Here is a 19,163-nt window from a genome sequence, read left to right as displayed (position 1 = left end):
GGTGCGGGTGCGCTGTCGTTCCCTGCCTGAGCGGGCCGTAGAAGCAGCATCATGCGGAGAGGCAAGGGGCACCCGCATAGCATTCGGTGGGGCCTTGACCACGGTTGGTCGGGCCGGGGGAGAGGAAGGCGATCGATGGCGCTGCAGACCGGGCTCTACTACCCGTACGTCCACCTGCGGGACGAGACCTGGGCGAAGGCGGCGGCACTGTACTGGCGCAACCTGGCCCGCGTCGTGCCGGAAGGATTCCCGGTGCGGGACCGCGCTGTCGTCAAGGAGCTCAACGAGGGCTCCGGGTTCCTCATCGACCGTGATCCGCGCCCGGCGGCCGTGGCGGTCGCGCCGGCGTTCGTCGCGGCCGTTCGGGACAATGCCGAGGCCCTGCGCGCCCGATTCGACGTGGAGGACCGCCGGTTCACCTCGCGCTGGCAGTCGGCCCCGATGCTCGCGCCGAGCACCCGGGACCTGACCGGCCTGTACCCGGAGGAGGTGCCCGAGGAACTGGAGGAAACGCTGCGGGAGGCCGGACTGGCCTACCGCGACTGGCGGCAGACCGTGGGGGACCAGCAGGTGTCGTGGGTCGTGGTGGACCCGGCCTTCGCCTGGGCCTACAAGTGCGCCATCACCGAGGAGCTCGCGCGCCGGACGGCGTTCACACCGGTCACCGACCAGCTGGACGCCTACACCGCGGGCGGCGAGTGGAGTGCTGGGCGCATCGCCGACACGCTCCTGGGGCGTACGGCGCCAGCCGTCGGCCGCGACACGGCAGAGAGCAGGATGGCCATGATGGCCGTGAAGTGCGTCCTGCCGGCAGACCTGCGCCACGTCCCGGCGGACAAGATCGTCCGGCTGCGGACCGACTACGCCGACGAGTTCACCGCGTTCTCTGCCGCCGTCGAGGCGGCCACCGCCGACGTGCTCGGAGCCACCCAGCAGGTGACGGACCGGGCCGCCTTCGAACTCCACCTCCAGAGAGCGTTCGACCACCACCTCGCCCTGCCGCTCGACAAGCTGCGCAAGGCCATCAACGGCCTGAAGCTCGACACCGTCTACACCACGCTCACGATCAGGCCGGAGGTCTCCGTGCCCGGGGCCGGGCTTGCCTGGCTTCTCGGAGGAGGGACCGCAACGGCGGTGGGCACCGGCATCGCGTTCGCCGCCCTTGCAAACCGCCAGGCCGTCGCTCGCGAGCGCGACAGCATGGTCGCCTCCTCGCCGGTGGGCTACCTGCTGCGCGTGGAGAAGGAACTGAAGCCGGCCACGGTGCTGAAGCGGGCGGGCCGGGTCCTCGCGCGCACTGCGGGTGTGGGGATCTGACGTCGGAAGCACGTGCGGCCCGCACCGCAAGCGGCGGTGCGGGCCCCACGTGCTTCTGCTGATGGGCTTCGGTCAGACGCAGGTGTAGCGAACGGTGCCGTCGACGGAGTCGACCGGAACGACGAGGCCAGCCCGGGAGAGGCGGCGCAGGCTCAGATGGACCGGGCCGCGGCGGCGGACCAGGTGGCGGGCGAGGTCACCGGCGCCGCAGGGGCTGTCGGCGAGGCGAAGACGGTGCAGGACGTCGGCGTCGGTGATCTTGTCCCATCGGGACGAGGCGAATCGGAGGCTGAAGACGGCGAGGGCCACGACCGTCAACTCCCCGGACGCGACACGGTGGTGCCGGACGGCGTCGTACATCACGACTGCGGCGCAGGCGACGGCGGTCGCGGCGCTTGCGCAGACCCAGGTGAGCACGGTCGCCCTGACGGCGAGGTTGTACGGGCGGGGGCGGGCGGAGGACTTCACGGCGACTCCGGATCGGCGAGGGAGCGAGGGGGCGGCCAGCGCGGGAGTACGGGGCGGGCGGTTCCCCGTTCCAGTACCGCTAGTCTGACTGGCCGCGCTGCTGCGGCATCCGGGCGGTGGTTGTCGCGGCCACCACGGCGCTCTGGAGCCGCTGGAGCTTGATCTGGAGGGCGATCTGCTGGCCGCAGGTCAGGCCGAGCGCGAAGGACAGGAACCCGAGGTCGAGGAGCGCGCAGACGGCCGTGGTGGCGGCGGTGGAGACGGTGCCGACGACGGCCAGGTAGCGGACCGAGGCGAAGTGGCGGGCGACGTCGGCCTCGGGTGCGGTGGAGCTGGAGGTGATGGCGGACTCCTTGGCGGGGCTCAGCGGGTGGGACGGTCGTACAGCGCTGTGATCAGGTCGATGACCAGCTCGACCGGGGCCTCGCGGTCGAAGGTCGCCTTCCACCCGGCGTCGCGGTCCGTGCCGGTGACGGCGACGGTCCAGGTGTCAGCGTTCGGGTCGTCGGGCGCGTAGCCGAGGTAGACGCCGGTGTCGGGGCTGGCCGCGTGGAGGCTGCCCCGCGGGTCGATGACCCAACTCCAGCCCCGGGCCGCGAGGACGTCGGAGATCAGGTACGGGCTGCCGGGTCCGACCAGCCAGGTTCGGTGCTCGACCGGACCGCCCGGCTTGAGGCCGGGAACGGTCGGGGCGGTGATCGCCACGGTCACATGGTTGCCTTCCTGTTTGCGGGGAGACATCCATGTTTCCTTGGGTTCAGGGGCTTTGCGTAGTCGATCGTGTCTGCCCCAGGCGAACACCAAGTGCGCATCGTGCGTCGTCAGTTGCCGGTTTGCGAGGCGGCACGTGGCGGTGTCCTCCGCTGGCGGCGGCGTCGGCCGATAGCAGCGGCGGTTGTGGGTGGGCTGCGGTACAACGGGGGTTGGCCCGATCGAGGGAGGGGACTGGATGATGCGCAGGGCGAGCAGCGTTCGTTACGGCCCGGGCGACAACTCGGCGCTGAGGCTCGCACTGTGGGAGGTGTGGAAGCGCAGGTGCTACTTGTGCTTGAAGCCGGTGGAGTTCGCCAGCTGCCAGATCGACCACATCATCGCGAAGGATGTCTCCGACGACCTGCTGCGGGACCTGCGGCAGCACTTCGGCCTGCCGGACAACTTCGACCTGCACGACCCGCACAACCTCGCGCCGATCTGCGTCCCGTGCAACGGGCCGGCCGGCAAGGCCAACACCACCTCCGTCGCGCCGGTCGTTCGGATCCAGCTGGACAAGGCGGCCAAGTACCGTCCTGCCGTCGTCGCACGTGTGGAAGGGTTCGGCCGCTCCGGCAAGGTCGCCGAGCATCTGCTGCAGGTCATCACGACGGACCTGAGCCGGCGCGAAGCGATTCACGGGGCGACGGGCTGGAGGATCTCCAGGGTGATGTGGTGGTCGCCGGCAGCTTCTCGACCTCGATGTTCTGGGACCTCACCGCTGCGCTGTCCGGCCTGGAAGCGGGGGACTGTCTGATCGACGAGTGGAAGCTCGACACCTTCTCCCTGTTCTGATCCACCGGGACGACGACCCGGGCGGAGGTCGGTCCCCTGATCGGTGTGGAGGCGGGAGTCGGCGGAGTACTGCGATCGTGTCCGTCGGCAGGATGCCCGGTTCATCTATCGCGAGAACGCCGGTCGGATCCCGCCGCGGACGAATGCCGGGCCGGACTTGACCGAGACGGAGGGTTGGGCCGAGCGGATCAGAGGGGAGCCGGCATGGGCTGCCAGCGCACGGCTGTTCCCGCGTACGGGAGCGACCGGGGTCACGGTGGCGCACACCGGAAGGTGCCTGAGCTCGCTGCCCTCGCGGCGGACCGGGACCGGGTTCACGACGGCGCCGTAGAGGCCGGCGACCAAGCGCGTCGGGGTGGCGGATGACGCGGTGATCCACCAGCGTTGCTCGTCCGTACCGCCGTTGACGATCCAGCGGGCGCTGGTTCCCGCCAGTTCGCTCGCGCGGTCCAGGTCGCCGGGAATGTGGTGGACCTCGGCGTAGCCGTCGGGGGACTGCGAGAACGCATGGGGAAGCCGCTCGTCCTCGACGGTGCTCCAGCCCGCGGCGAGCAGGGTCTCGCCGAAGGCGATCGGATGGTTGTCCGTCAGGTAGGCCGCAGGGCCCTCTGCGTGCACGCTGGCGAGAGTGCTGGCGAAGTCGGCCACGATCTCGGCCGGCGTATGGTCGCTCATCGTGACGAGCCACGCGGCCTCGCCGTGGAACGGGTCGTTGGCTGCGGTGGCCTTCCACAGCGGGCCCGGCGTCTCGGGGAGGAACCCGAAGCGGATGCGCAGGTCGGGACTGGCGAGGTAGACGTTGGCGACGTCGTCGCCGCCGTGGAGCCACCGGGCGGCGGTGAGGCGCTGCAGCGCGGTGTCGGGTATGCCCGCGCCGGGGGTGAGGTGGCGCGGGGCGACGTGGTACTCCCGTGAGGCGTTCAACGGGTGGTGCGGGGAGGACGGGTCGGGGGTCGGGTCGGTCAGGGGAGTCTCCTGGAGGGCGGTGTCGTCGATGTGCCGGAGTCCGGCCGGGGAGAGGGAGCGGCGATCGGCGGGCCGGATGTTGCCCGCGTCGCTGTCGGGTGCGCGGCGAGGGCCCGCGCGGAGGCGGCCTGGCGGTAGGCGCGGATCATGGTGGGTGCGCGGGAGGCCCACACGGTCATCTCGTGCCACACCTCCGCGGCGGTCTCCTCGCGGGACAAGGAGCGCTGGAGGTGCGAGTTGTCGCGAATGGTCGCGTGGGCCGAGGCATAGGCGCCGAACAGCTCGCTCCTGCCGTTCTTCAGGAGGTCTGCCTGCGCGGGGGCTTCGGTCGCGGGGCGGATGTGGAAGAGGAAGGCGGAACCGTACGCGAGGATCTGGGTGAAGTGCTGGTAGGCGGCGAGGTTGCGTTCGACGATGCGGGTGCCCCAGCCCTCGCTGTCGACGATGGCGCCGCTGTCGTCGCAGAACGAGTCGTTGACGGCGTCCCAGTCGTCCATGGCCCGCTGGATTCCTCGGACGGCGTCTTCGACCACGGCGATGGCCACGGCGGCCTGGATGGCGCGGTACATGCTGGGGATTGCGGGTCTCCTTGTCGCTCAACGGGTCCGGTGCCGCGCTTTGGGCGGAGGGCCACCGGCTGCGGTGGTGGCCACGGCGGGGCGCGGCGGTGGTGCCTTGCTGCGCAGGGCTGCGGCAGCGGAGCGGGCCGGTTCGGGCGGTGCGAGCGCGGTGACGACCGCGTAGGGCCAGTGGTGCGGGGGCACGTCCTCGGGGAAGCGGACCAGTGGCTCGGGGGCGGCGACGGCCTGGTACATCGCCGCGACGATCCGGGGCGGGGTCGTGGGCGAGAACCGGGCCGTCCAGTTGCGAGGGCTGTCTCCGGGACCGCCGTGAAGGCTGTATCCGGCCTCCTGGTCGGAGGGGCCGGAGGCGGTGGAACGCACCACGAGACAGGCGAGGGAGTCCGGGGCTTCGTGGATCCAGGAGGAGCCGTCGGCGTGGGAGAGCCGCCAACCCGGCAAGGGTTCCCAGGCGTCAGGGGCGATGGTGCAGGGGCGTGCCCGGCCGTGGTGACCGGCCGGTTCGTCGCGCACGGCGGTGGCCACAGTGGTCAGGACGGGCAGGAGGATCTCGCCCGGGGTGTTGGGGCTGATGGCCGCCTTCCACAGCGGGCTGCGATCGTCGGCGGTCACCTCGATGGTCAGGGCCGGACCGCGCGTGGCCCACCGGAAGTCGAAGACCCGCGCGGTCGAGCACGGGCTCCGGGCATCCTCGCCGCGGTTCTGCAGAACCGAGGACCAGCCGTACTGCTCCCGCAGATGCCGCAGCTGCTGGTGGTAGTTCGAGTTCCAGCCTGCGACGTAGCGGGGCGCGACCGCCACGCGGCGCTCCCGCTGCTGATCGTCACCGCTCACCGGGCGTTGCCTTGCGGTGCCGCAGGAGGGGTACCGGTGGCGGGCGGTGCCGCGCCAGGATGGACGGCCGGGACTGGCCGGGCCGGGGATGCGAGCGCCGCCCGCGCGCGGACGGAGGTGCTGGTCCTGGGCCAGTCCCCGTCGCCGGGAACCGGCGCCGGCAGGGCGTGGTCGGCGAGGCGGATTTCGGTCCACAGCGGTGCCGGGTCGGCCGAGACCCGAAGCCTGTGCGCGGTGGGCAGGTCGTCGAGAGGCCGGACGGCCGGCCGCAGCAGAGTGGCGGCGGCGGTCTGCAGGAGGACAGCGGGGGTGCGGGAGCTGAAGGTGACGGTCCAGGTGCCCCGCTCGGCCGCGCCGGTCAGCACGGTGGGGGCGTCCTCGGAGCCGAGGGGGCGGGTGAGCGCACCGAGGCGGTCGGGGGCCAGCAGGACCTCGTGGCCGTCCCGGTGCTGCGGTGCCCAACCCGCCCGGACCAGGACGCCGAGTGCGGCGTCCGGGCCGGGCATGGCGTACAGGACCTCCTGGGGCTGGTGCTGCAGGGCGTGCGCGAGGGCGTAGAGGACCGCCGCGGCGATCTCGGACGGTGCATGGTCGTCGAACGCGGCTGTCCACCCGGATCGGGTCCAGTGGCGGCTCGGCACGGTGACGTCCCACTGACCCGTCGTCGGTCGCCAGGCGAGATGGGCCTGGCCGTCGGGACTGACGAGCAGGATCTCGTCGTCGTCCGTGGGCGGGGGGACGCGCCAGCCGAAGTGGGTGACGAGGTTGAGACCGAAGTCAGGGTTGCCGCGGCCGGCCAGGTGGAGCGGGCGGACGAGAACATGGTCGGCGGGGGCAGTGGGCACGCGGGGCTTTCTGGTGATCGGCCCGGCGGTCAGCGGCCGGGCACGGAGGTGCGGGAAGCGGTTGCCGTCGGCCGCGCAGGCAGTGCGGCGGCTGCCGGGCTCGTGGAGAGGATCCGGGTGCGAGCCCTGGCGGCTCCGAGTCTCGGGGAGGGCACGGGCTCGGCGAGGGACTCGGCGGCACGGCGGAGCACGTCGTACTGATCGGCCGGAGACCGGGCCGACAGCCGGCGCAACTGGGCGGGGATACCGGGGTCGAACAGCGAACCGGTGGGAAGTCCTGCGGCGGACAGGACGGCCTGCACGGCGGCGGCCTCGACCAGCGGTGCCATGTCGTAGTCGAGTTCGACACGGTCGCAGACGTACTCGCCGCCACCGGCCAGGGCCTCCAGCACGTCGTACGACTCGTCCGCGAGGCGTAGTTCGGCGACGAGCAGCAGGGTGCGCACGGCGTGGCGCAGGACGGGGGAGTCGGTGCGGTGACTGGTGAAGGGCAGGTCCGCAGTGGAGTCGATGCCTGCGAGCAGCTGCCGGATAGCCCGGTCGTAGCGGGGCAGGAGGCGGTCGGTGACGGCGGAGGCCGCGCGCGGGGGGTCCGGGTCGACCGCGATGCCGTGGGGCGCCAGGTCCTCGTGGTCGTAGGCGGAACCGAGGGCCTCGGGCAGCAGCGCGGCGACGATGTACTGCCCGGCGTGCGGGTGCGGCCGGGGGAGGACGAGCAGTTCGCGCCCGCCGGGGCCGCGCAGGAGCCCGGCGCGGTCGTAGACGACGGTCTGGAGAGCCCAGGAGGCGTGGGCGAGGTCCCACAGCCTGGCGTGGACGTTGTTGCGGGCGTCGCTGGTGGTGAGCGGGGTGGAGGACGGCGTCCACCGGTCGGGCAGACGGGATGCGAGTGCCTCGGTGAACGCGGCAAGGCTGTGCCATCCGGGCGCCGGGGTGGGGGAAGTGGTCATGGTGTGGCCTTACGGGCGGATCGTGGCGACGGCGCGGGGTCAGCGGGTGCGGGTTCGGCCCGGGGCCGGGGGCGCGGCGGGACCGGGGGTGGGCGCGGTGCTGACGACGGGCCCCGCAGCACTGCGGGAGTTGCCGCGGGAGGCTGCCGCGGCGCGGGCGCTCGGCGAAGTGCGCGGCTGCGGGAGCGGTGCGTCGGGGTCCTGGGTCCAGGCGCGGGCAGCGTCGACGGTGGGGAAATGGCCTTCGCGCAGGGTGTACGTGTCGTCGTCGACCTGGCGCCGCTCGTGGAAGACCCGTACCGGCAGCTGCGGGTCGTCGGTGCGGGTGTCGGTGGCGATGACCCAGATGTCGTACGGCTCGGTGGTGTACGTGTAGTCGTCGTGGACGGTGAAGCGCTCGGGACCGGTCTCGCGCAGCAGGGTCTCGACGCGCCGGGTCTCCCGGTCGGCGGGCCCGATGGGGGTGCGGGAGGTGAACCTGTCGGGGGCGGCCCCGCGGCCGACAAGCCAGTTCTGTGCCATCGCCACCAGCGGGAAGGAGGCGGATTCGATGGTGAACACGCCTGCGGTCCGGTCGCGTTCGACGTGGACGGCCCGCAGGGACGCGAGGCCCGGGACGTCCTGCCACACGTTGGCGGTGTCGAACGCGACGTAGAAGCTGCTGGTCTGCTCAGCGGTGTGCTGGTCGGACAGGGGGATCAGCTCGGTGGCGATGACGCAGAGATAGTCGGCGGTGTGCTCGCTGGCCGAGTCGCCGGGTTCCAGGTCGCCGATGCCGAAGTCGGCTGCAGTGCTGCTGGGGTGTGTCGGGATGGCGGGGGTCTTCCGGTGGTGGTCGGGTCAGCGCCGCCGGACGGGGGTCCGGGGCTGGTCGGTCGTGGAGCGGGGCGCTGCCGTCTGGGGGGCCGGTGCGGCGCGTCGGCTGCGGGCGAGGGCGGCGGAGCGTCTGGCGGTCGTGGCCGGAGGGTCCGTTGCCCGGGCTCGCAGCCAGGCCAGGGCCTCCCAGGCGTCGTCGGCGCGGTGCAGGCGCACGGTGTAGGTGCCGGCCTGCTGGTCACGGGTGATGCGGGCGGCCAGGACACTGTGCGGGCCTGCGCCCAGGAAGTTGCTCGCGGCGAGGCCGGGCTCGTGCTCCTGGGCGAAGACGAGGTCGCTGGCGAGCAGGATCCGGGCGTTCGCCATGTCGTCGACACCGGCCGCCTCCAGGCCCGCCAAGCCGAAGTCGGCTCCGTCGGGCTCGGGCCCGTTCACCGGCCGGTGCGTCGGGACTGAGCTGTCCCGGGAGCAGGGGAGCTGCTGGCCGGCGGCAAGGGGTGTTCGGTGGTGGCCGGGGAGAGGCTCCGCGTAGTGGAGGCAGACACACGGTCGGCGGGGAAGTAGGTCCGGTGCCAGTCGCCGAGGGCGGTGTGCAGGTCGGTCAGGTGCCCGAGGAACTCGACCGATATCCGGTTGCTGGGCTCCTCCCCGTCCCGCTTCGTCCGGCTGAGGGTGTCCAGCAGGCGGGCGACGCCGTGGGAAGCTCCCCTGAGCGGGACCGGGAGACGCTGCATGGTGGAGACCGCGTCCAGGACGGCCGGATGACCGGCGATCTCCAGCGCCCGCTCGACGGTGATCCCGACATGATCCTGCGCGAGTTCGGGGGCGGCGGCGTAGGAGACTCGGAGGGCCGAGAGCCAGACCGGCCACAGCTCGCGGGCAGCCGTGGTGGTGGACTGCCGGCTGATGTCGTAGTCGCCGGTGTGGGCGAGGAGCCGTGCGTCCTGCAGCCGCCGCAGGTGCTGGCGGACTTCGGGTTCGTCCATGCTGTCCGTGGCGGGCGGGCCGGCGGCCCGGGCACCGGGGTCCTCGTGGTAGTTGACTGCGAGCAGGACCCGGACGGTGCCGGGCGGCGCCAGCAGTTGCAGGGCCTGCTGGGCGTGGTGAGTGGGCTTGCTGGCCAGGTGGTCTCCAAGGATTGGGCCGGCCGGAGGCAGGACGGGGCGTAGCCGGGCCGCAGCGACTGGTCGCGGTCTCGGGCTCATCGGCGCCGTGCTGCTCGGGGTTCGGCGGTCGGGGGCGGCGGGGAAGCGGCGGAGGGGCTCTCTGCCGCGGCGGCGGTGCGCGTGCGGGCGGCGGTGGCCCGCGGGCTCTCGTCCGCCGGGGCGGTCGTCGCCCGGTACAGGTCGAGCAGGGCGGTCAGGTGGCGGTGGCGGTCGGCGCGTTGGGCCATGGCCGGGCCGAGCGCCGGGGAGACCGAATAGGCGGGCACGTCGCGCGGGTGGAAATCGCCGCTGGCGCCGAGGGCCACAACGTGGAGCTGGCTGCGCACGGCGTCCAGGGCCTGGAGCGAGAGGTCCGCGGCGGCCTGCACGTCCTTGTGCGCCTGGTCCAGCTGCGCGGCGGCCTCGACGATCCGGCGCACGAGCTGTCCGGCGGCGCCGTCGTCGCCGTAGCCCGGAAGCGCGCGCAGCCGGTCGACTCCGAGCTCCCGGAGGGCCCTGCCGGTCCCGATCTCGTGCCGCAGGAGCGGGCCCGGCGTATAGGCGACGGTGTACGGGGTGTCCGGGTCGAGGACGGTCCGCAGGCGCTCCAGGCCGTCCAGCCACTGCTCGCCGACCTCCCGCTGCCCGGCACGGTTCCACGCGTCCATGTCGAACTGCACGTCGCCGAGCACGCGGTCCAGGGCACGGGCCGCCATCGGACGCAGGTGCTGCGGCAGGTCGGGGATCGGCTGCTTCGGGCGGTGGCCGGAGGCGACGGCGTCCGCACCGCCCGGGTTCTGGGCGGCGACGAGGAAGGCCGCCGCGATGGCCTCGTCCCGCAGGCGGTAGCCCTGGCCGCCGGCGAGGTAGCGGGTAAGACGCTCCTCGATGACGGCGTGCCGCGCGTCGGGGAGGGCATGGTCGACCTCGTCCCCGAACTGCTCGGCGTGGTCGCTGTCGAACGGGCCGATGCCCCAGGTGCCCAACGGGTGGATCCTCCTCGGTGCGGGCGGTGCGCGCTCAGTGGCGCACCGCGCCGGTGGTGGGTGCGGGCGGGTCGGAAGCCGGCAACCGCGCAGGCGGGTGGAAGACGGCAGGTGCGGCGGCGCCGGTGCGCGACAGCGCGGCCTCGCGGCGTGCGTTGTCGGCAGTGGTGTCGGGGCGTTCGGCCGCCTGCCGGTAGAGGAAGACGGCCATGCCGAGCTGTTCGACGGCGAGGTGGTAGCGGGCGGCCCGCGTCTCGATGTCGTTGCCGAGATTGCGCAGCAGGCCCCAGGACTCGACGTCGCGGTGGTCGCCGTTCAGGCTCCGGGTGACGCGTCTGATCACGAGGTCGGCAGCGCGGCGCAGTTCCTCGTCGGCGTCGTCCACACGCTGTGCGTGACGTGCGAGGGCCCGTGCCAGGCTGCGCAGTTCACCGGGTTCGGGGTGGCGATCTTCCAGCCCGTAGGTGTCGATGCCCAGACGTTCCAGGACGATGAGCCGGCCGGCGAAGGCCGCTGTGCCGTCGACCTGGCGGGCGGGCGCCGGGCCGCGGGCCGCAGCGGTACTCATCGCCCCGCCCGGGGGACCTGGTGGATGCCGGCCATCGGCGCGGGGGCCTCGGGGCTCGCGGCGGCGGCCGGGGACGCCTGCCGACTGGCGGCGCCGACGACTGCGGCATGGAGGCGGGTGCCGGCCGCGGTCAGGCGCAGTTTCTGTCCCTGGTAGAGGCTGGTGCGGGTGTCGGCCTCGACGAGCTTGCGCTTGATCAGGGCAGTGACCGAGACGGCGCTGACGGGCTCGGACGTCGTGACCCGCGCACTGCTGCGGACGCTGCCCGCCTGGAGGTGGACCCGGCCACGGGCGACGGCGTCCAGCGCCTTGCGCTGCGCCTCGTTGAGCTTGGCGGGGCGCTGCGGCCCCCCGGCGGTACGGGCGGCGGCGGGGCCTTCCGGCTGGACGGGCGTCGCGGGTGGCCGGTTGGCCGCGAGGATCTTGTGGAGCTGGGTGAGGGCGTCCAGGTGCTGGTGGAGCTCGGCGCGCCGGGCGCAGAGCAGGTCGAGCGCGAGGGCGCTGCTGCCGAGCAGGCCGTGGGTCTGCGGCAGGTCGACGTCGTCGCCGTTGACGACGCGCTGCATGTCGCGGCGGATCGTGGAGGCCAGGGAGACCATGCTCTGTTGGACGTGGTCGAGGCGGCGGGCGGTGCGGTGGATCTCGTCGGCGGAGCGGCCGAGCGGGCTGTCCTCGTCGTCGTGCCAGCCGGGGATCGCACTGAGCCGTTCGACACCGAAGACGGCAAGGACCAGTGCGGTGCCGACCTTGGTGGGGTCGGTCGCGGGCGGGCCCGCCGGTGGGGAGGGGAGGGTGCTCACGTGGCGGCCGTCGTCCGGGCGGCGACGGCGGCGAGTCCGGTCTCGACGGCCTCGGCGAGGGTGTCGACGAGCGGGGCGCCGGCGGTGGCGAGGCGCTGCGCGCTGTGAAGGCCGCCGGTGTGCAGGACGGGGAAAGCGCCCACCGCGTGGGCTGCGGCGGCGTCGTCGCAGCTGTCGCCGATCACGACGACGCGCGCCGGATCGACGCCGGCGCCGAGCGCGCGCAGGTGTGCGGCCAGTGCCGGTGCCTTGCTGGTGACGGAGGGGCCGTGGCGGCCGTCGACGCGGTCCATCAGCGCGCCGATGCCCACGCGGTGGACCTCGCGCTCCAGCCGGTCGTGCGGGGCGAGGGACAGCAGGGACTGGCCGATGCCGCGGGCGCGCAGATGCATCATCAACTGCCGTACGCCCGAGCGCAGCCGAACCGGGCGGGCGTCCAGCGCCGCGAGGAACGCGGCGTCGTTGGCCTGCCATTCGGCGTCGGTGATCGTGCGGCCCAGCAGTTCGTCGTAGAAGGCGCGGATCGGCACACGGTGCTTGGCGCGGTAGTCCTCGACGGTGACAGGCCGGCCGCCGAGAGCCGGAAGGGTGGCGTTGAGCGCGGCGACGTGGTCGGCGACATCGTCGCGCACCGTGCCGTTCCAGTCCCAGACGACGCGGACCGGGGAGGTGATGCGGTGGGTCAAGCGGACTTCTCCCGAGGGGTGTCGGTGCCCGCGAACAGGTCGGTGCGGGCGATCAGGACAGCGGCGGCGAGGGCCGCGGCGAGGACCGGGACGGCGGCGACCGCAGCGGGGCCGTGTTCGGCGAGCCGCCCGGCCAGCGCGGTGCCCGCGGCTTGGCCGACGCCGATCACCGCGATCATCCAGGCGGCGGCCTCGGTGGCGGTGCCGGGTGGGGCGAGGCGGTCGGACAGCATGAAGGAGACGGCCAGCAGCGGCGAAAGGTACAGGCCGGGGCAGGCGCTGAGTGCCACGGTGGGAGCCGGGGCGTTGGTGAAAGCGAGGGGTGCGAAGAGAATCGCGTACCCGCCCGCGGCGCACAGCAGTTGCCGCGACAGCGGCATCGACCAGGGCGAGCGGGCGTAGACCAGGCCGCCGAGCAGGCTGCCGGCGGCGAGGGCGGCGGGCAGCAGTCCGGCGAGCCAGCCGCTGGCGTGGCGGTCGGCGAGAGCGACGGCCAGCACGTTGAAGCTGCCGAGGTTCACGCCGAGGAAGGTCATGGCCGCGAGCAGCAGAAGAAGGCCCCGTGAGCGCAGCGGACCGCTCCAGCGCACGGGCGCCCGCCTGGGCGACGCCCAGCGGGCGGGAATCTGGACCGAGACGGCGAGGCACCCGCCCGCACCGAGCAGCGCGGACGCACCCAGCGCGGCGGCAGGGGAGGCGAGTTGGCACAGGAGAGTCGCAACGAGGGGGCCTGCGACGAAGATCAGTTCCTGGCTGGCGGAGTCGAGGGCGAAGGCGACGCGCTGCGCGGCGTGGTCGGGGACCAGGCGCGGCCACAGGGCCCGCAGTCCCGGCTCGGTCGGCGCGGTGGCGGCGCCGGCGAGGACGGCGAGCGCGGTGGCGGCGAAGGGGTGCTCGGCGCACCCGAGCACGGCGAGTGCGGCGAACGCTGCACCCGTGACCGCGCCGGACACCGCGGTGACGGGGGCGAGGCGGGTGCGGTCGACGACCCGGCCGAGCAGGGGCTGGCCGATGGCGGCGGCAAGGCCGTAGAGGGCGGCGAGCAGGCCGCCGAGGAGGACGGGTCCGCCGTCGGCTCGGACGGCGAGCAGGAGCGCGACCGGTGCCATGGCCGTGGGCAGCCGGCTGACGAGGGTCCCGGCGAGCATCGCCGGGACGTGCGGTCGGGCGAGAACGTCGCGTAGCCCCGGGCGGGACGAACGGGCGGGGGTGAGGGGCATGCGGGAGGAGGAGTCTCCTGACGGGGCGGATCGGCGGGCGGCGGCTCAGGTGCCGGGGGCCTGGCGCAGCGCGGCGGCGGCGGCGCCGAGGTGGGCGGCGGCGCTGGTGAGCAGGACGGCGGCCCTCAGGCGCCCGGCCTGGACGAGCCCGGCGGTGTCGGTGATGCCGCTGTCGCGCTCGGCGAGCTGGTCGAGGACGGTGGTCATCGACCCGCCGGCGGAGAGCAGCGACTGCAGGGCGGACTCGATCCGTGACAGGGCGGTGCGGTGCGCCGCGGCCGGCGTCTCGCCGGCGTCGACCACGGCGGCGGCGGAGGCCGCGACGGTGGCCAGGTGCACCAGGACGTGCAGGAGGTTGCGGCTCAGCAGCAGCGCCGGGTCCTCGGCGTGGTGCGGCAGGTCGAGGGTGCGCGCCAGGGCCTGCACCTGCTCGGACTCCTCCGCGAGGTCGGCGGTGAGCAGGGCGTTCGCCTCGCGCTGGTCGGCGGCGGTCAACGGCTTCTCCGGACGGTCGGCTGGGCGGTGGCGGGTGCGACGACGGGGGCGCAGGGGCCGGCGGCCCGGGCGGCAGGAGAGAGGCTGCGGGCGGCGCGGTCGGGGTCCGGGCCGATGTCGAGGTGGCGGCGCATCCCGGCGGACAGGTCGCCGATGTGCCGTCGGACGGGTGACTCGGAGGCGAGGAAGCCGACGAGGGCCTCGACGAGGATGTCCGGGCACTCGCCCGCCATCGCCGCCTCCCAGCCCTCGCCGTCCATTCCGACCGTGACCAGCCACGCACTGGCACGGGGCATGCACAGGACCTCCGCGAGACGGTCGGGGGAGACCATCCGCACGATGTCGGTGCCTCGCCATGAATCGGTGCCGATCCAGCGGGCTTCGGCGAGGTCGTCGATGGCACCGTCGATGTCGGCGCGGTCGGGCGCTCCGTCCACTTCGACCTGGGTGGCCTCGACCAGGGCCTCGGCGACGGCGGCGGTGATCTCGTCGGGTGCTCCGGGACTCAGGACCACCCGCCAGTCGGGCCCTTCGGCGTGGAGCACGTCCTGCTGCTGGAACGCCTCGGTGGTGGCGAGCACGATCCGGATGCCGCCCCGGGTGAAGCCCTCAGCCCCGTCCCCGGGCAGCGGGTCCCATTGCGCGTCGCGCAGGACACGGCGGGCGGACGCGGTGGGAGCGGAGGTGGCGAGCGCCAGGTAGGCGGGGCGGACGCCGACAAGGTGTCCGCGCTGCCAGTCCGGCCGGACGTAGGGCCTGGTGCCGGGCGGGACGCCCTTTGCGGTTGCGGCGCGGCGCTTGCGGGCCGCGCTGTCCGCGGGAGTGGGGAGGGAGAGGGGTTCCATGCGAGTCCTCAGCGCCGCTGGGCGGCGGTGGAGTTGGCGACGGGGGTGGGCGGCGCGGGCTGCGGAGCCGGCTCGTGACTGAAGACGAGCGCCGCGGCGACGGAGCGCAGGGAGGCGGCCTGGGCACGGACCGATGCCCGCTCGGCCAGAGACGGCGACACCGCCGCCGCGTGGAACGGCGCGGGCGTGCCCGCCGCCGAACGAGCGGGCACGGCCTTCGGGGCCGGCTCGGCGGGCGCGTGGACGCGGGTACTGGTGCTGTGCGCCGGCCAGGAGCTGCGGTCCGCGGGCGGCAGGTGGCGCTGCGCCCACTTGGTCAGGGCCTTCAGGGGTTCGGACAGCGCCTGTCCGGCGGGGGTGAGCCCGTAGAGGTAGTTGCGCGCGGTGCCGGTGCGTTCGACGATCCCGGCCTCCTGAAGCTGCGCGAGGCGCTGGTAGAGGTTGCCGGGGTGCATGCCCGCGGGCAGCGTGGTGTCGAGGACCTCGGAGGGGTACACCGGTTCGCCCTCCGCCGCCAGCGCCATGATCGTGGCCACGCTGTGGGTGCGGTTGAGCGTGGCCAGCGCCTGCTCGGTGTACGCGCCCAGGCCCGTGCCGGTCTGCGGGGCCTGCTGGTGGGCGGAGGCCCACTGGGTGAACGGGATCTGGACGAACAGGGCCTCGCGGCCGGCGCGGGTGAGTGTGACGGTGGTGCCCGCCGCCTCGTTGCTGCGGGTGAGCAGCCCGTCCTCCTCCATTGCCGACAGCCGGGAGGCGAGCTGGCCTTCGCTCATCCACGGTGTCTGCTCGGCGAGTTCGGCGACCGGGAGGGTGTCGCCGCTGCGCTTGAGGCGGCGCAGCACGGAGATCGTGTTCTGCGGGCCGAGGATCGACAGGGCGTTCTGCAGCCGCTGGGCCTGGGGGCGGGTGAGTACGACGGAGGTGGAGGCGGGCATGCGTGGTCCTTCGCGGTGATGGGTCGTGCGACGGGCAGGCGCGGGGGTGTCAGGCCGCGGGGCGTGCGGCACCGAGGAGTTGCAGGCGGCGGGCCGCCGTGTTGTAGACCTGATGGCCGCTGCGGGGGCCGGCGGCGACGAGGTAGATGCCGCCGGAGCGGGAGGCCGGGGCGGGCGGGCGCTCCTGGTAGACCAGGCGCCAGCACCGGTCGGCGTCGAGGTAGACCTTCCGGCACCCCGTCAGGTCCCACGGGCCGCGCCGCCCCAGGGCCGGTCCGCGCTGCTGGCAGGTCACCAGGCGGCGCAGGTGGTGGACGGCGGCGTCCTGGAGAGCGACGGGGAGGCTGCCGAGGTCGGTGAGCGCCGCCGGGTGGGCGTCGAATTCGAGGATCGCGGCGGCGGTCACGGGCGTGGGTCCTTGGTCTAGGCGGGCGGGCGGATCGGTCCCGGCTGCGGCAGGGAGTCGGGGTCGGTGAAGACGGGTGCGGGCAGCAGGCGGTGGCTCAGGTGGTCGGGGTTGGTGGTGCACGCCGCGAACGGCCCGTCGGGGCTGCGGAGTTTGAGCAGCAGCGGCTCCAGGTGGTCGCGCTGCCACACGCTGGGACCCGTGGCGCCGGAGCGGGCGTCGGTCAGCTCCTGCCAGGCCAGCCAGCAGTGGTGGATGCGGGCGAGGGCCTCGTCGTGCTCGGGCCAGCGGGTGCACCACGGCCGGCCGGAGGTGATCTCCTGTCCGTACACGGCGAGGAGGATGTGGTCGACCCAGGGCACCATCGTGGCGACTTCGGTGGCGAGCGCGTCGTCGTCGAAGGCCAGGATCGTCAGAGGGCCGGTGTCCGGGTGGTCGTCGGGAGCCTCGTCGGCGGGCACCTCGTCGGCCTCCTGCGGCTCGTACTCCTCGGAGAGCCGGTCGGCGACCACGGCGAGCGAGTCCCGTTCGGCCTGGAGCCGGGTCAGGGTGGTCCGCCACTCGGCGAGGGTCTCCGGAGTGACGGCGGGGCGTCCGGGCAGGTCGGCGGGGTCGGGGGGCGTCAAGGGCGGCTCCGGGAAGGTCGGGGGGTTCGTCGATGGGCAAGACTCTGCCCGCCGGCCAACTCCTTGTGCGGGAGATATCGGGTGGTGTATGGGCGTCGGGAATTCAGGCGGAATGGAATTGATGATTCCCGCAAAGTGGAATTCCGCGAGTCAGCAACTCCACTGCAAGAGCTGCTTGTTGGGGGACCACGCCATTTCCGAGGGCGGTGAGCTGGGCCGAGCGGGAAAGGCCTGTGATCTGTGTCACCCAGCCTTTTTCGAGGCCCATGACCCATTCCACGAATTCGGGTGAGAGGCGCCCTCTGGTATCGACCGGATCGGGTGCCGGGCGGGTGGCGGCCTCCCACCGGGCGATGGCCGGGGCGTAGTCGCCCCAGCGGCTCAGCTGCGCGGATCCGCGTCGTCCATCGGCAGCGGTGTCTGCCCCGGCAGCGGGATCTGGGTGCCGGCGCTGCGGCGCCCCGGCGCTGGCCGGTCCCGAGCCGGGGATGCCGGATCCATCCTCGCTGCGGCACTCGGCAGCGTCAGGTCGCCCCTGGAACCGCGTTGGTTCGGGCCGCCCTTCGTGCCGTCGGTCGCCCGGGGTGTCGGCAGCAGGTGCTCGACCAGGTCGCTCAGGTTCGGGCCGTGGCCGCCTGCCTTGCGCCGGTCCGGGTGCTGGGAGCCGCCGATGCTGCCGAGGTTCGAGGTCGGGGTGAGCAGCAGCGTGACCACATGTCCGAGGTCCTCCCGTCCGGGGTCCGGGCCCTTGAAGTCCCTCGCCCGGGGGGCCGGCAGGCCAGGCGGCGATGAAGACGCGCTCCCTGCGGTGGGGGGCTCCGACATCGGAGGCTCGTAGAACCTGCCACCGTGCATCGAGCCCCGCGTCGGCCAGGTCTGCGAGTACGGCACCGAGTGCCCGCAGAGAATGCTCATCGCCGGTGTCTCCCAGACACCACGGGCACGGTTCCACGTCGCAGTCGGAGGGCGCGTTGGCGGGGGTGGACAGCAGGCCGCGGACGTTTTCAAGAACCACCAGACATGGTTGAAGAGTTGAGATGGCGCGGGCGATGGTGTGCCACAGGCCCGAGCGGGTGCCCTCCGCGAGCCCGGCCCGGCCGCCGGCCACACTCACGTCGGTGCACGGGAACCCGGCGACCAGCACGCACACCGGCTCGACCCGGCTGAAGTCGACCTGTGTGATGTCGCCCAGGTTGGGGACCTCGGGCCAGTGGTGGTCGAGGATGGCGGCGGCGGCCGGGGCGGGGTCGGCGTGCCAGGCGATCGTGCCGCCGAGGACGGACTGGACGCCGAGGTCCAGGCCGCCGTAGCCCGAGCACAGGGAGCCGATCCGTATGCCGCCCGGCCCCGTCATCGGGGCTTCCGGGCGGTTGTGGCTGCGGTGGCGAGCGGGTCGCGGTGGGCAGTGCTCGTCGCGAGGTACTGCGCGGTGTCGGCGAGAGCGGTGGCGATGGTGTGGAGCAGGGCGGACTGCTCCTCGGCGGAGAGGGAGGAGGTGGGCAGGGGAGGGCTCCGGTAGGAGGTGTGTGGGGAGAGGTCAGTGCCGCCGCGGTGCCGGGGGCACGGCGTGCGGGGCGGGAGGCGCCGGACTCGGGGCACGGTCCTTGCGGAACGGAAGGCGCAAGGAGGTCCGAAGCCGGGCCGCGGCACCGCGTTTGTCCGGTGCCGAGGCTGCGGCCGGTGCCGGGCGGGTGCGGGCGGCGCGTGGTGGCTGGATGTGCTGGCGCAGGTGGATGGAGGCCGAGGAGAGGGCCTTCGCGGCATCCCGGTACAGCCACTTGGCGTGGTCGACGGCGATCTCCGTCGCCGGCTGCCCCTGCGCGGCGAGGACCAGTTCCATCACCTCGCAGAGGCGGTGGTCGGCGAGGGCGGACGCCGAGGAGGCGCGGGCGGTGGCCAGCGTGCCGCGTCGGGCGGCGGCGGCATCGTCCGGGGCGGCGTACGGGGCGGGTTGTTCGGCGGCGGCCTGCAGGAGCGCGGTGCGGATCGTGCGCAGCGTGATCAGTTGCAGGAACACCAGTCCGACGGAGGGGAGGTGGGCGTCGTCCTGGGAGTCGGTCCAGGAGGCCGCGGCGTCGTCCATGGAGTCGGCCAGGATGATCAGGTCGGGGCGGTCGGCGAGGGTGGGC

The 19,163-nt window shown here is 73.6% G+C and carries 25 protein-coding genes and 1 pseudogene; 2 read left to right on the top strand and 24 right to left on the bottom strand.

Going from position 1 to position 19,163, the window contains the following annotated elements; all coding sequences use genetic code 11:
• Positions 1-135: 135 nt before the first annotated feature.
• Positions 136-1,317 (top strand): DUF6236 family protein, encoded by a 1,182-nt coding sequence (locus tag OG715_RS07485; RefSeq protein ID WP_266276222.1) that lies wholly within the window; start codon positions 136-138, stop codon positions 1,315-1,317.
• Positions 1,318-1,389: 72 nt separating this feature from the next.
• Here OG715_RS07485 and OG715_RS07480 read toward each other — a convergent pair whose 3' ends face one another.
• From OG715_RS07480 to OG715_RS07470, 3 genes are all read right to left on the bottom strand, one after another.
• Positions 1,390-1,785: a hypothetical protein gene (locus OG715_RS07480; RefSeq protein WP_266276224.1), complete on the bottom strand. Its 396-nt coding sequence runs from the start codon at positions 1,783-1,785 to the stop codon at positions 1,390-1,392.
• 79 nt (positions 1,786-1,864) lie between these two features.
• Positions 1,865-2,233, bottom strand: coding sequence for a hypothetical protein (locus OG715_RS07475; RefSeq protein ID WP_266276226.1), 369 nt, complete (start codon positions 2,231-2,233; stop codon positions 1,865-1,867).
• The gene (locus OG715_RS07470) at positions 2,149-2,526 is read right to left on the bottom strand and encodes a DUF317 domain-containing protein (protein ID WP_327064126.1); all 378 of its coding nucleotides are present in this window, start codon (positions 2,524-2,526) and stop codon (positions 2,149-2,151) included. Before OG715_RS07470 ends, OG715_RS07475 begins: the two co-directional genes overlap by 85 nt.
• Positions 2,527-2,842: 316 nt before the next feature.
• Between OG715_RS07470 and OG715_RS07465 the strand changes: the two genes are divergently transcribed.
• A complete protein-coding gene (locus tag OG715_RS07465; RefSeq protein ID WP_266276230.1) occupies positions 2,843-3,292 on the top strand; it encodes a hypothetical protein in 450 nt (149 codons plus the stop codon).
• Positions 3,293-3,435: 143 nt separating this feature from the next.
• Here the strand turns inward: OG715_RS07465 and OG715_RS07460 are convergent, their stop codons facing one another.
• From OG715_RS07460 to OG715_RS07360, 21 genes and pseudogenes are all read right to left on the bottom strand, one after another.
• Positions 3,436-4,254 carry a DUF317 domain-containing protein gene (locus tag OG715_RS07460; RefSeq protein ID WP_266276232.1) on the bottom strand — a complete coding sequence of 273 codons (819 nt, stop codon included), beginning with the start codon at positions 4,252-4,254 and terminating at the stop codon, positions 3,436-3,438.
• 38 nt (positions 4,255-4,292) lie between these two features.
• Positions 4,293-4,865, bottom strand: coding sequence for a hypothetical protein (locus OG715_RS07455; RefSeq protein WP_266276234.1), 573 nt, complete (start codon positions 4,863-4,865; stop codon positions 4,293-4,295).
• Positions 4,866-4,892: 27 nt separating this feature from the next.
• Positions 4,893-5,711 carry a DUF317 domain-containing protein gene (locus OG715_RS07450; protein WP_266276236.1) on the bottom strand — a complete coding sequence of 273 codons (819 nt, stop codon included), beginning with the start codon at positions 5,709-5,711 and terminating at the stop codon, positions 4,893-4,895.
• Positions 5,708-6,556 carry a DUF317 domain-containing protein gene (locus OG715_RS07445; RefSeq protein ID WP_266276238.1) on the bottom strand — a complete coding sequence of 283 codons (849 nt, stop codon included), beginning with the start codon at positions 6,554-6,556 and terminating at the stop codon, positions 5,708-5,710. Before OG715_RS07445 ends, OG715_RS07450 begins: the two co-directional genes overlap by 4 nt.
• A 29-nt stretch (positions 6,557-6,585) precedes the next feature.
• Positions 6,586-7,506, bottom strand: coding sequence for a hypothetical protein (locus OG715_RS07440; RefSeq protein ID WP_266276240.1), 921 nt, complete (start codon positions 7,504-7,506; stop codon positions 6,586-6,588).
• A 39-nt stretch (positions 7,507-7,545) separates the two neighbouring features.
• Positions 7,546-8,136 carry a hypothetical protein gene (locus OG715_RS07435; RefSeq protein WP_266276242.1) on the bottom strand — a complete coding sequence of 197 codons (591 nt, stop codon included), beginning with the start codon at positions 8,134-8,136 and terminating at the stop codon, positions 7,546-7,548.
• 210 nt (positions 8,137-8,346) lie between these two features.
• On the bottom strand, positions 8,347-8,757 hold the full coding sequence (locus OG715_RS07430) for a hypothetical protein (protein WP_266276244.1): 411 nt from the start codon (positions 8,755-8,757) through the stop codon (positions 8,347-8,349).
• Positions 8,754-9,527 carry a hypothetical protein gene (locus tag OG715_RS07425; RefSeq protein ID WP_266276246.1) on the bottom strand — a complete coding sequence of 258 codons (774 nt, stop codon included), beginning with the start codon at positions 9,525-9,527 and terminating at the stop codon, positions 8,754-8,756. The genes OG715_RS07430 and OG715_RS07425 overlap by 4 nt, the downstream gene beginning before the upstream one ends.
• Positions 9,524-10,453 (bottom strand): DUF4259 domain-containing protein, encoded by a 930-nt coding sequence (locus tag OG715_RS07420; protein ID WP_266276248.1) that lies wholly within the window; start codon positions 10,451-10,453, stop codon positions 9,524-9,526. Before OG715_RS07420 ends, OG715_RS07425 begins: the two co-directional genes overlap by 4 nt.
• Before the next feature lie 34 nt (positions 10,454-10,487).
• Complete coding sequence (locus OG715_RS07415; RefSeq protein ID WP_266276250.1) at positions 10,488-11,021, bottom strand: hypothetical protein; 534 nt, start codon at positions 11,019-11,021, stop codon at positions 10,488-10,490.
• Complete coding sequence (locus OG715_RS07410; RefSeq protein ID WP_266276252.1) at positions 11,018-11,821, bottom strand: hypothetical protein; 804 nt, start codon at positions 11,819-11,821, stop codon at positions 11,018-11,020. The genes OG715_RS07415 and OG715_RS07410 overlap by 4 nt, the downstream gene beginning before the upstream one ends.
• Positions 11,818-12,507, bottom strand: coding sequence for an HAD family hydrolase (locus tag OG715_RS07405; RefSeq protein ID WP_266276254.1), 690 nt, complete (start codon positions 12,505-12,507; stop codon positions 11,818-11,820). The genes OG715_RS07410 and OG715_RS07405 overlap by 4 nt, the downstream gene beginning before the upstream one ends.
• Positions 12,504-13,727 carry an MFS transporter gene (locus OG715_RS07400; RefSeq protein ID WP_266276256.1) on the bottom strand — a complete coding sequence of 408 codons (1,224 nt, stop codon included), beginning with the start codon at positions 13,725-13,727 and terminating at the stop codon, positions 12,504-12,506. Before OG715_RS07400 ends, OG715_RS07405 begins: the two co-directional genes overlap by 4 nt.
• 45 nt (positions 13,728-13,772) lie before the next feature.
• Positions 13,773-14,222 (bottom strand): hypothetical protein, encoded by a 450-nt coding sequence (locus tag OG715_RS07395; protein ID WP_266276258.1) that lies wholly within the window; start codon positions 14,220-14,222, stop codon positions 13,773-13,775.
• A complete protein-coding gene (locus OG715_RS07390; RefSeq protein ID WP_266276260.1) occupies positions 14,219-15,067 on the bottom strand; it encodes a hypothetical protein in 849 nt (282 codons plus the stop codon). Before OG715_RS07390 ends, OG715_RS07395 begins: the two co-directional genes overlap by 4 nt.
• 8 nt (positions 15,068-15,075) lie before the next feature.
• On the bottom strand, positions 15,076-16,002 hold the full coding sequence (locus tag OG715_RS07385; protein ID WP_266276262.1) for a winged helix-turn-helix transcriptional regulator: 927 nt from the start codon (positions 16,000-16,002) through the stop codon (positions 15,076-15,078).
• A 49-nt stretch (positions 16,003-16,051) separates the two neighbouring features.
• Positions 16,052-16,408 (bottom strand): hypothetical protein, encoded by a 357-nt coding sequence (locus OG715_RS07380; RefSeq protein WP_266276264.1) that lies wholly within the window; start codon positions 16,406-16,408, stop codon positions 16,052-16,054.
• 17 nt (positions 16,409-16,425) lie between these two features.
• Positions 16,426-17,034 (bottom strand): DUF4913 domain-containing protein, encoded by a 609-nt coding sequence (locus OG715_RS07375; protein WP_266276266.1) that lies wholly within the window; start codon positions 17,032-17,034, stop codon positions 16,426-16,428.
• A 381-nt stretch (positions 17,035-17,415) separates the two neighbouring features.
• Positions 17,416-17,748: a hypothetical protein gene (locus OG715_RS07370; RefSeq protein WP_266277489.1), complete on the bottom strand. Its 333-nt coding sequence runs from the start codon at positions 17,746-17,748 to the stop codon at positions 17,416-17,418.
• A gap of 127 nt (positions 17,749-17,875) precedes the next feature.
• Positions 17,876-18,388, bottom strand: a pseudogene (locus OG715_RS07365) (DNA cytosine methyltransferase); the annotation flags it as partial.
• Between the two features lie 183 nt (positions 18,389-18,571).
• Entirely contained in the window at positions 18,572-19,117 is a 546-nt protein-coding gene (locus tag OG715_RS07360) for a hypothetical protein (RefSeq protein ID WP_266276268.1), read from the bottom strand.
• Between the last annotated feature and the right edge of the window lie 46 nt (positions 19,118-19,163).

It is taken from the genome of Kitasatospora purpeofusca, assembly GCF_036010405.1.
Classification (GTDB): Bacteria; Actinomycetota; Actinomycetes; order Streptomycetales; family Streptomycetaceae; genus Kitasatospora; species Kitasatospora purpeofusca.
Note: the sequence above shows the minus strand (reverse complement) of the source record. Positions and strands in the feature narration are given on the sequence as shown.

Coding starts and splice junctions, on each gene's coding strand:
- OG715_RS07425 (WP_266276246.1), bottom strand. CDS start 9,527: ATGAGCCCGAGACCGCGACCAGTCGCTGCGGCCCGGCTACGCCCCGTC.
- OG715_RS07455 (WP_266276234.1), bottom strand. CDS start 4,865: ATGTACCGCGCCATCCAGGCCGCCGTGGCCATCGCCGTGGTCGAAGAC.
- OG715_RS07390 (WP_266276260.1), bottom strand. CDS start 15,067: ATGGAACCCCTCTCCCTCCCCACTCCCGCGGACAGCGCGGCCCGCAAG.
- OG715_RS07385 (WP_266276262.1), bottom strand. CDS start 16,002: ATGCCCGCCTCCACCTCCGTCGTACTCACCCGCCCCCAGGCCCAGCGG.
- OG715_RS07440 (WP_266276240.1), bottom strand. CDS start 7,506: ATGACCACTTCCCCCACCCCGGCGCCCGGATGGCACAGCCTTGCCGCG.
- OG715_RS07400 (WP_266276256.1), bottom strand. CDS start 13,727: ATGCCCCTCACCCCCGCCCGTTCGTCCCGCCCGGGGCTACGCGACGTT.
- OG715_RS07470 (WP_327064126.1), bottom strand. CDS start 2,526: ATGTCTCCCCGCAAACAGGAAGGCAACCATGTGACCGTGGCGATCACC.
- OG715_RS07415 (WP_266276250.1), bottom strand. CDS start 11,021: ATGAGTACCGCTGCGGCCCGCGGCCCGGCGCCCGCCCGCCAGGTCGAC.
- OG715_RS07485 (WP_266276222.1), top strand. CDS start 136: ATGGCGCTGCAGACCGGGCTCTACTACCCGTACGTCCACCTGCGGGAC.
- OG715_RS07360 (WP_266276268.1), bottom strand. CDS start 19,117: ATGGACGACGCCGCGGCCTCCTGGACCGACTCCCAGGACGACGCCCAC.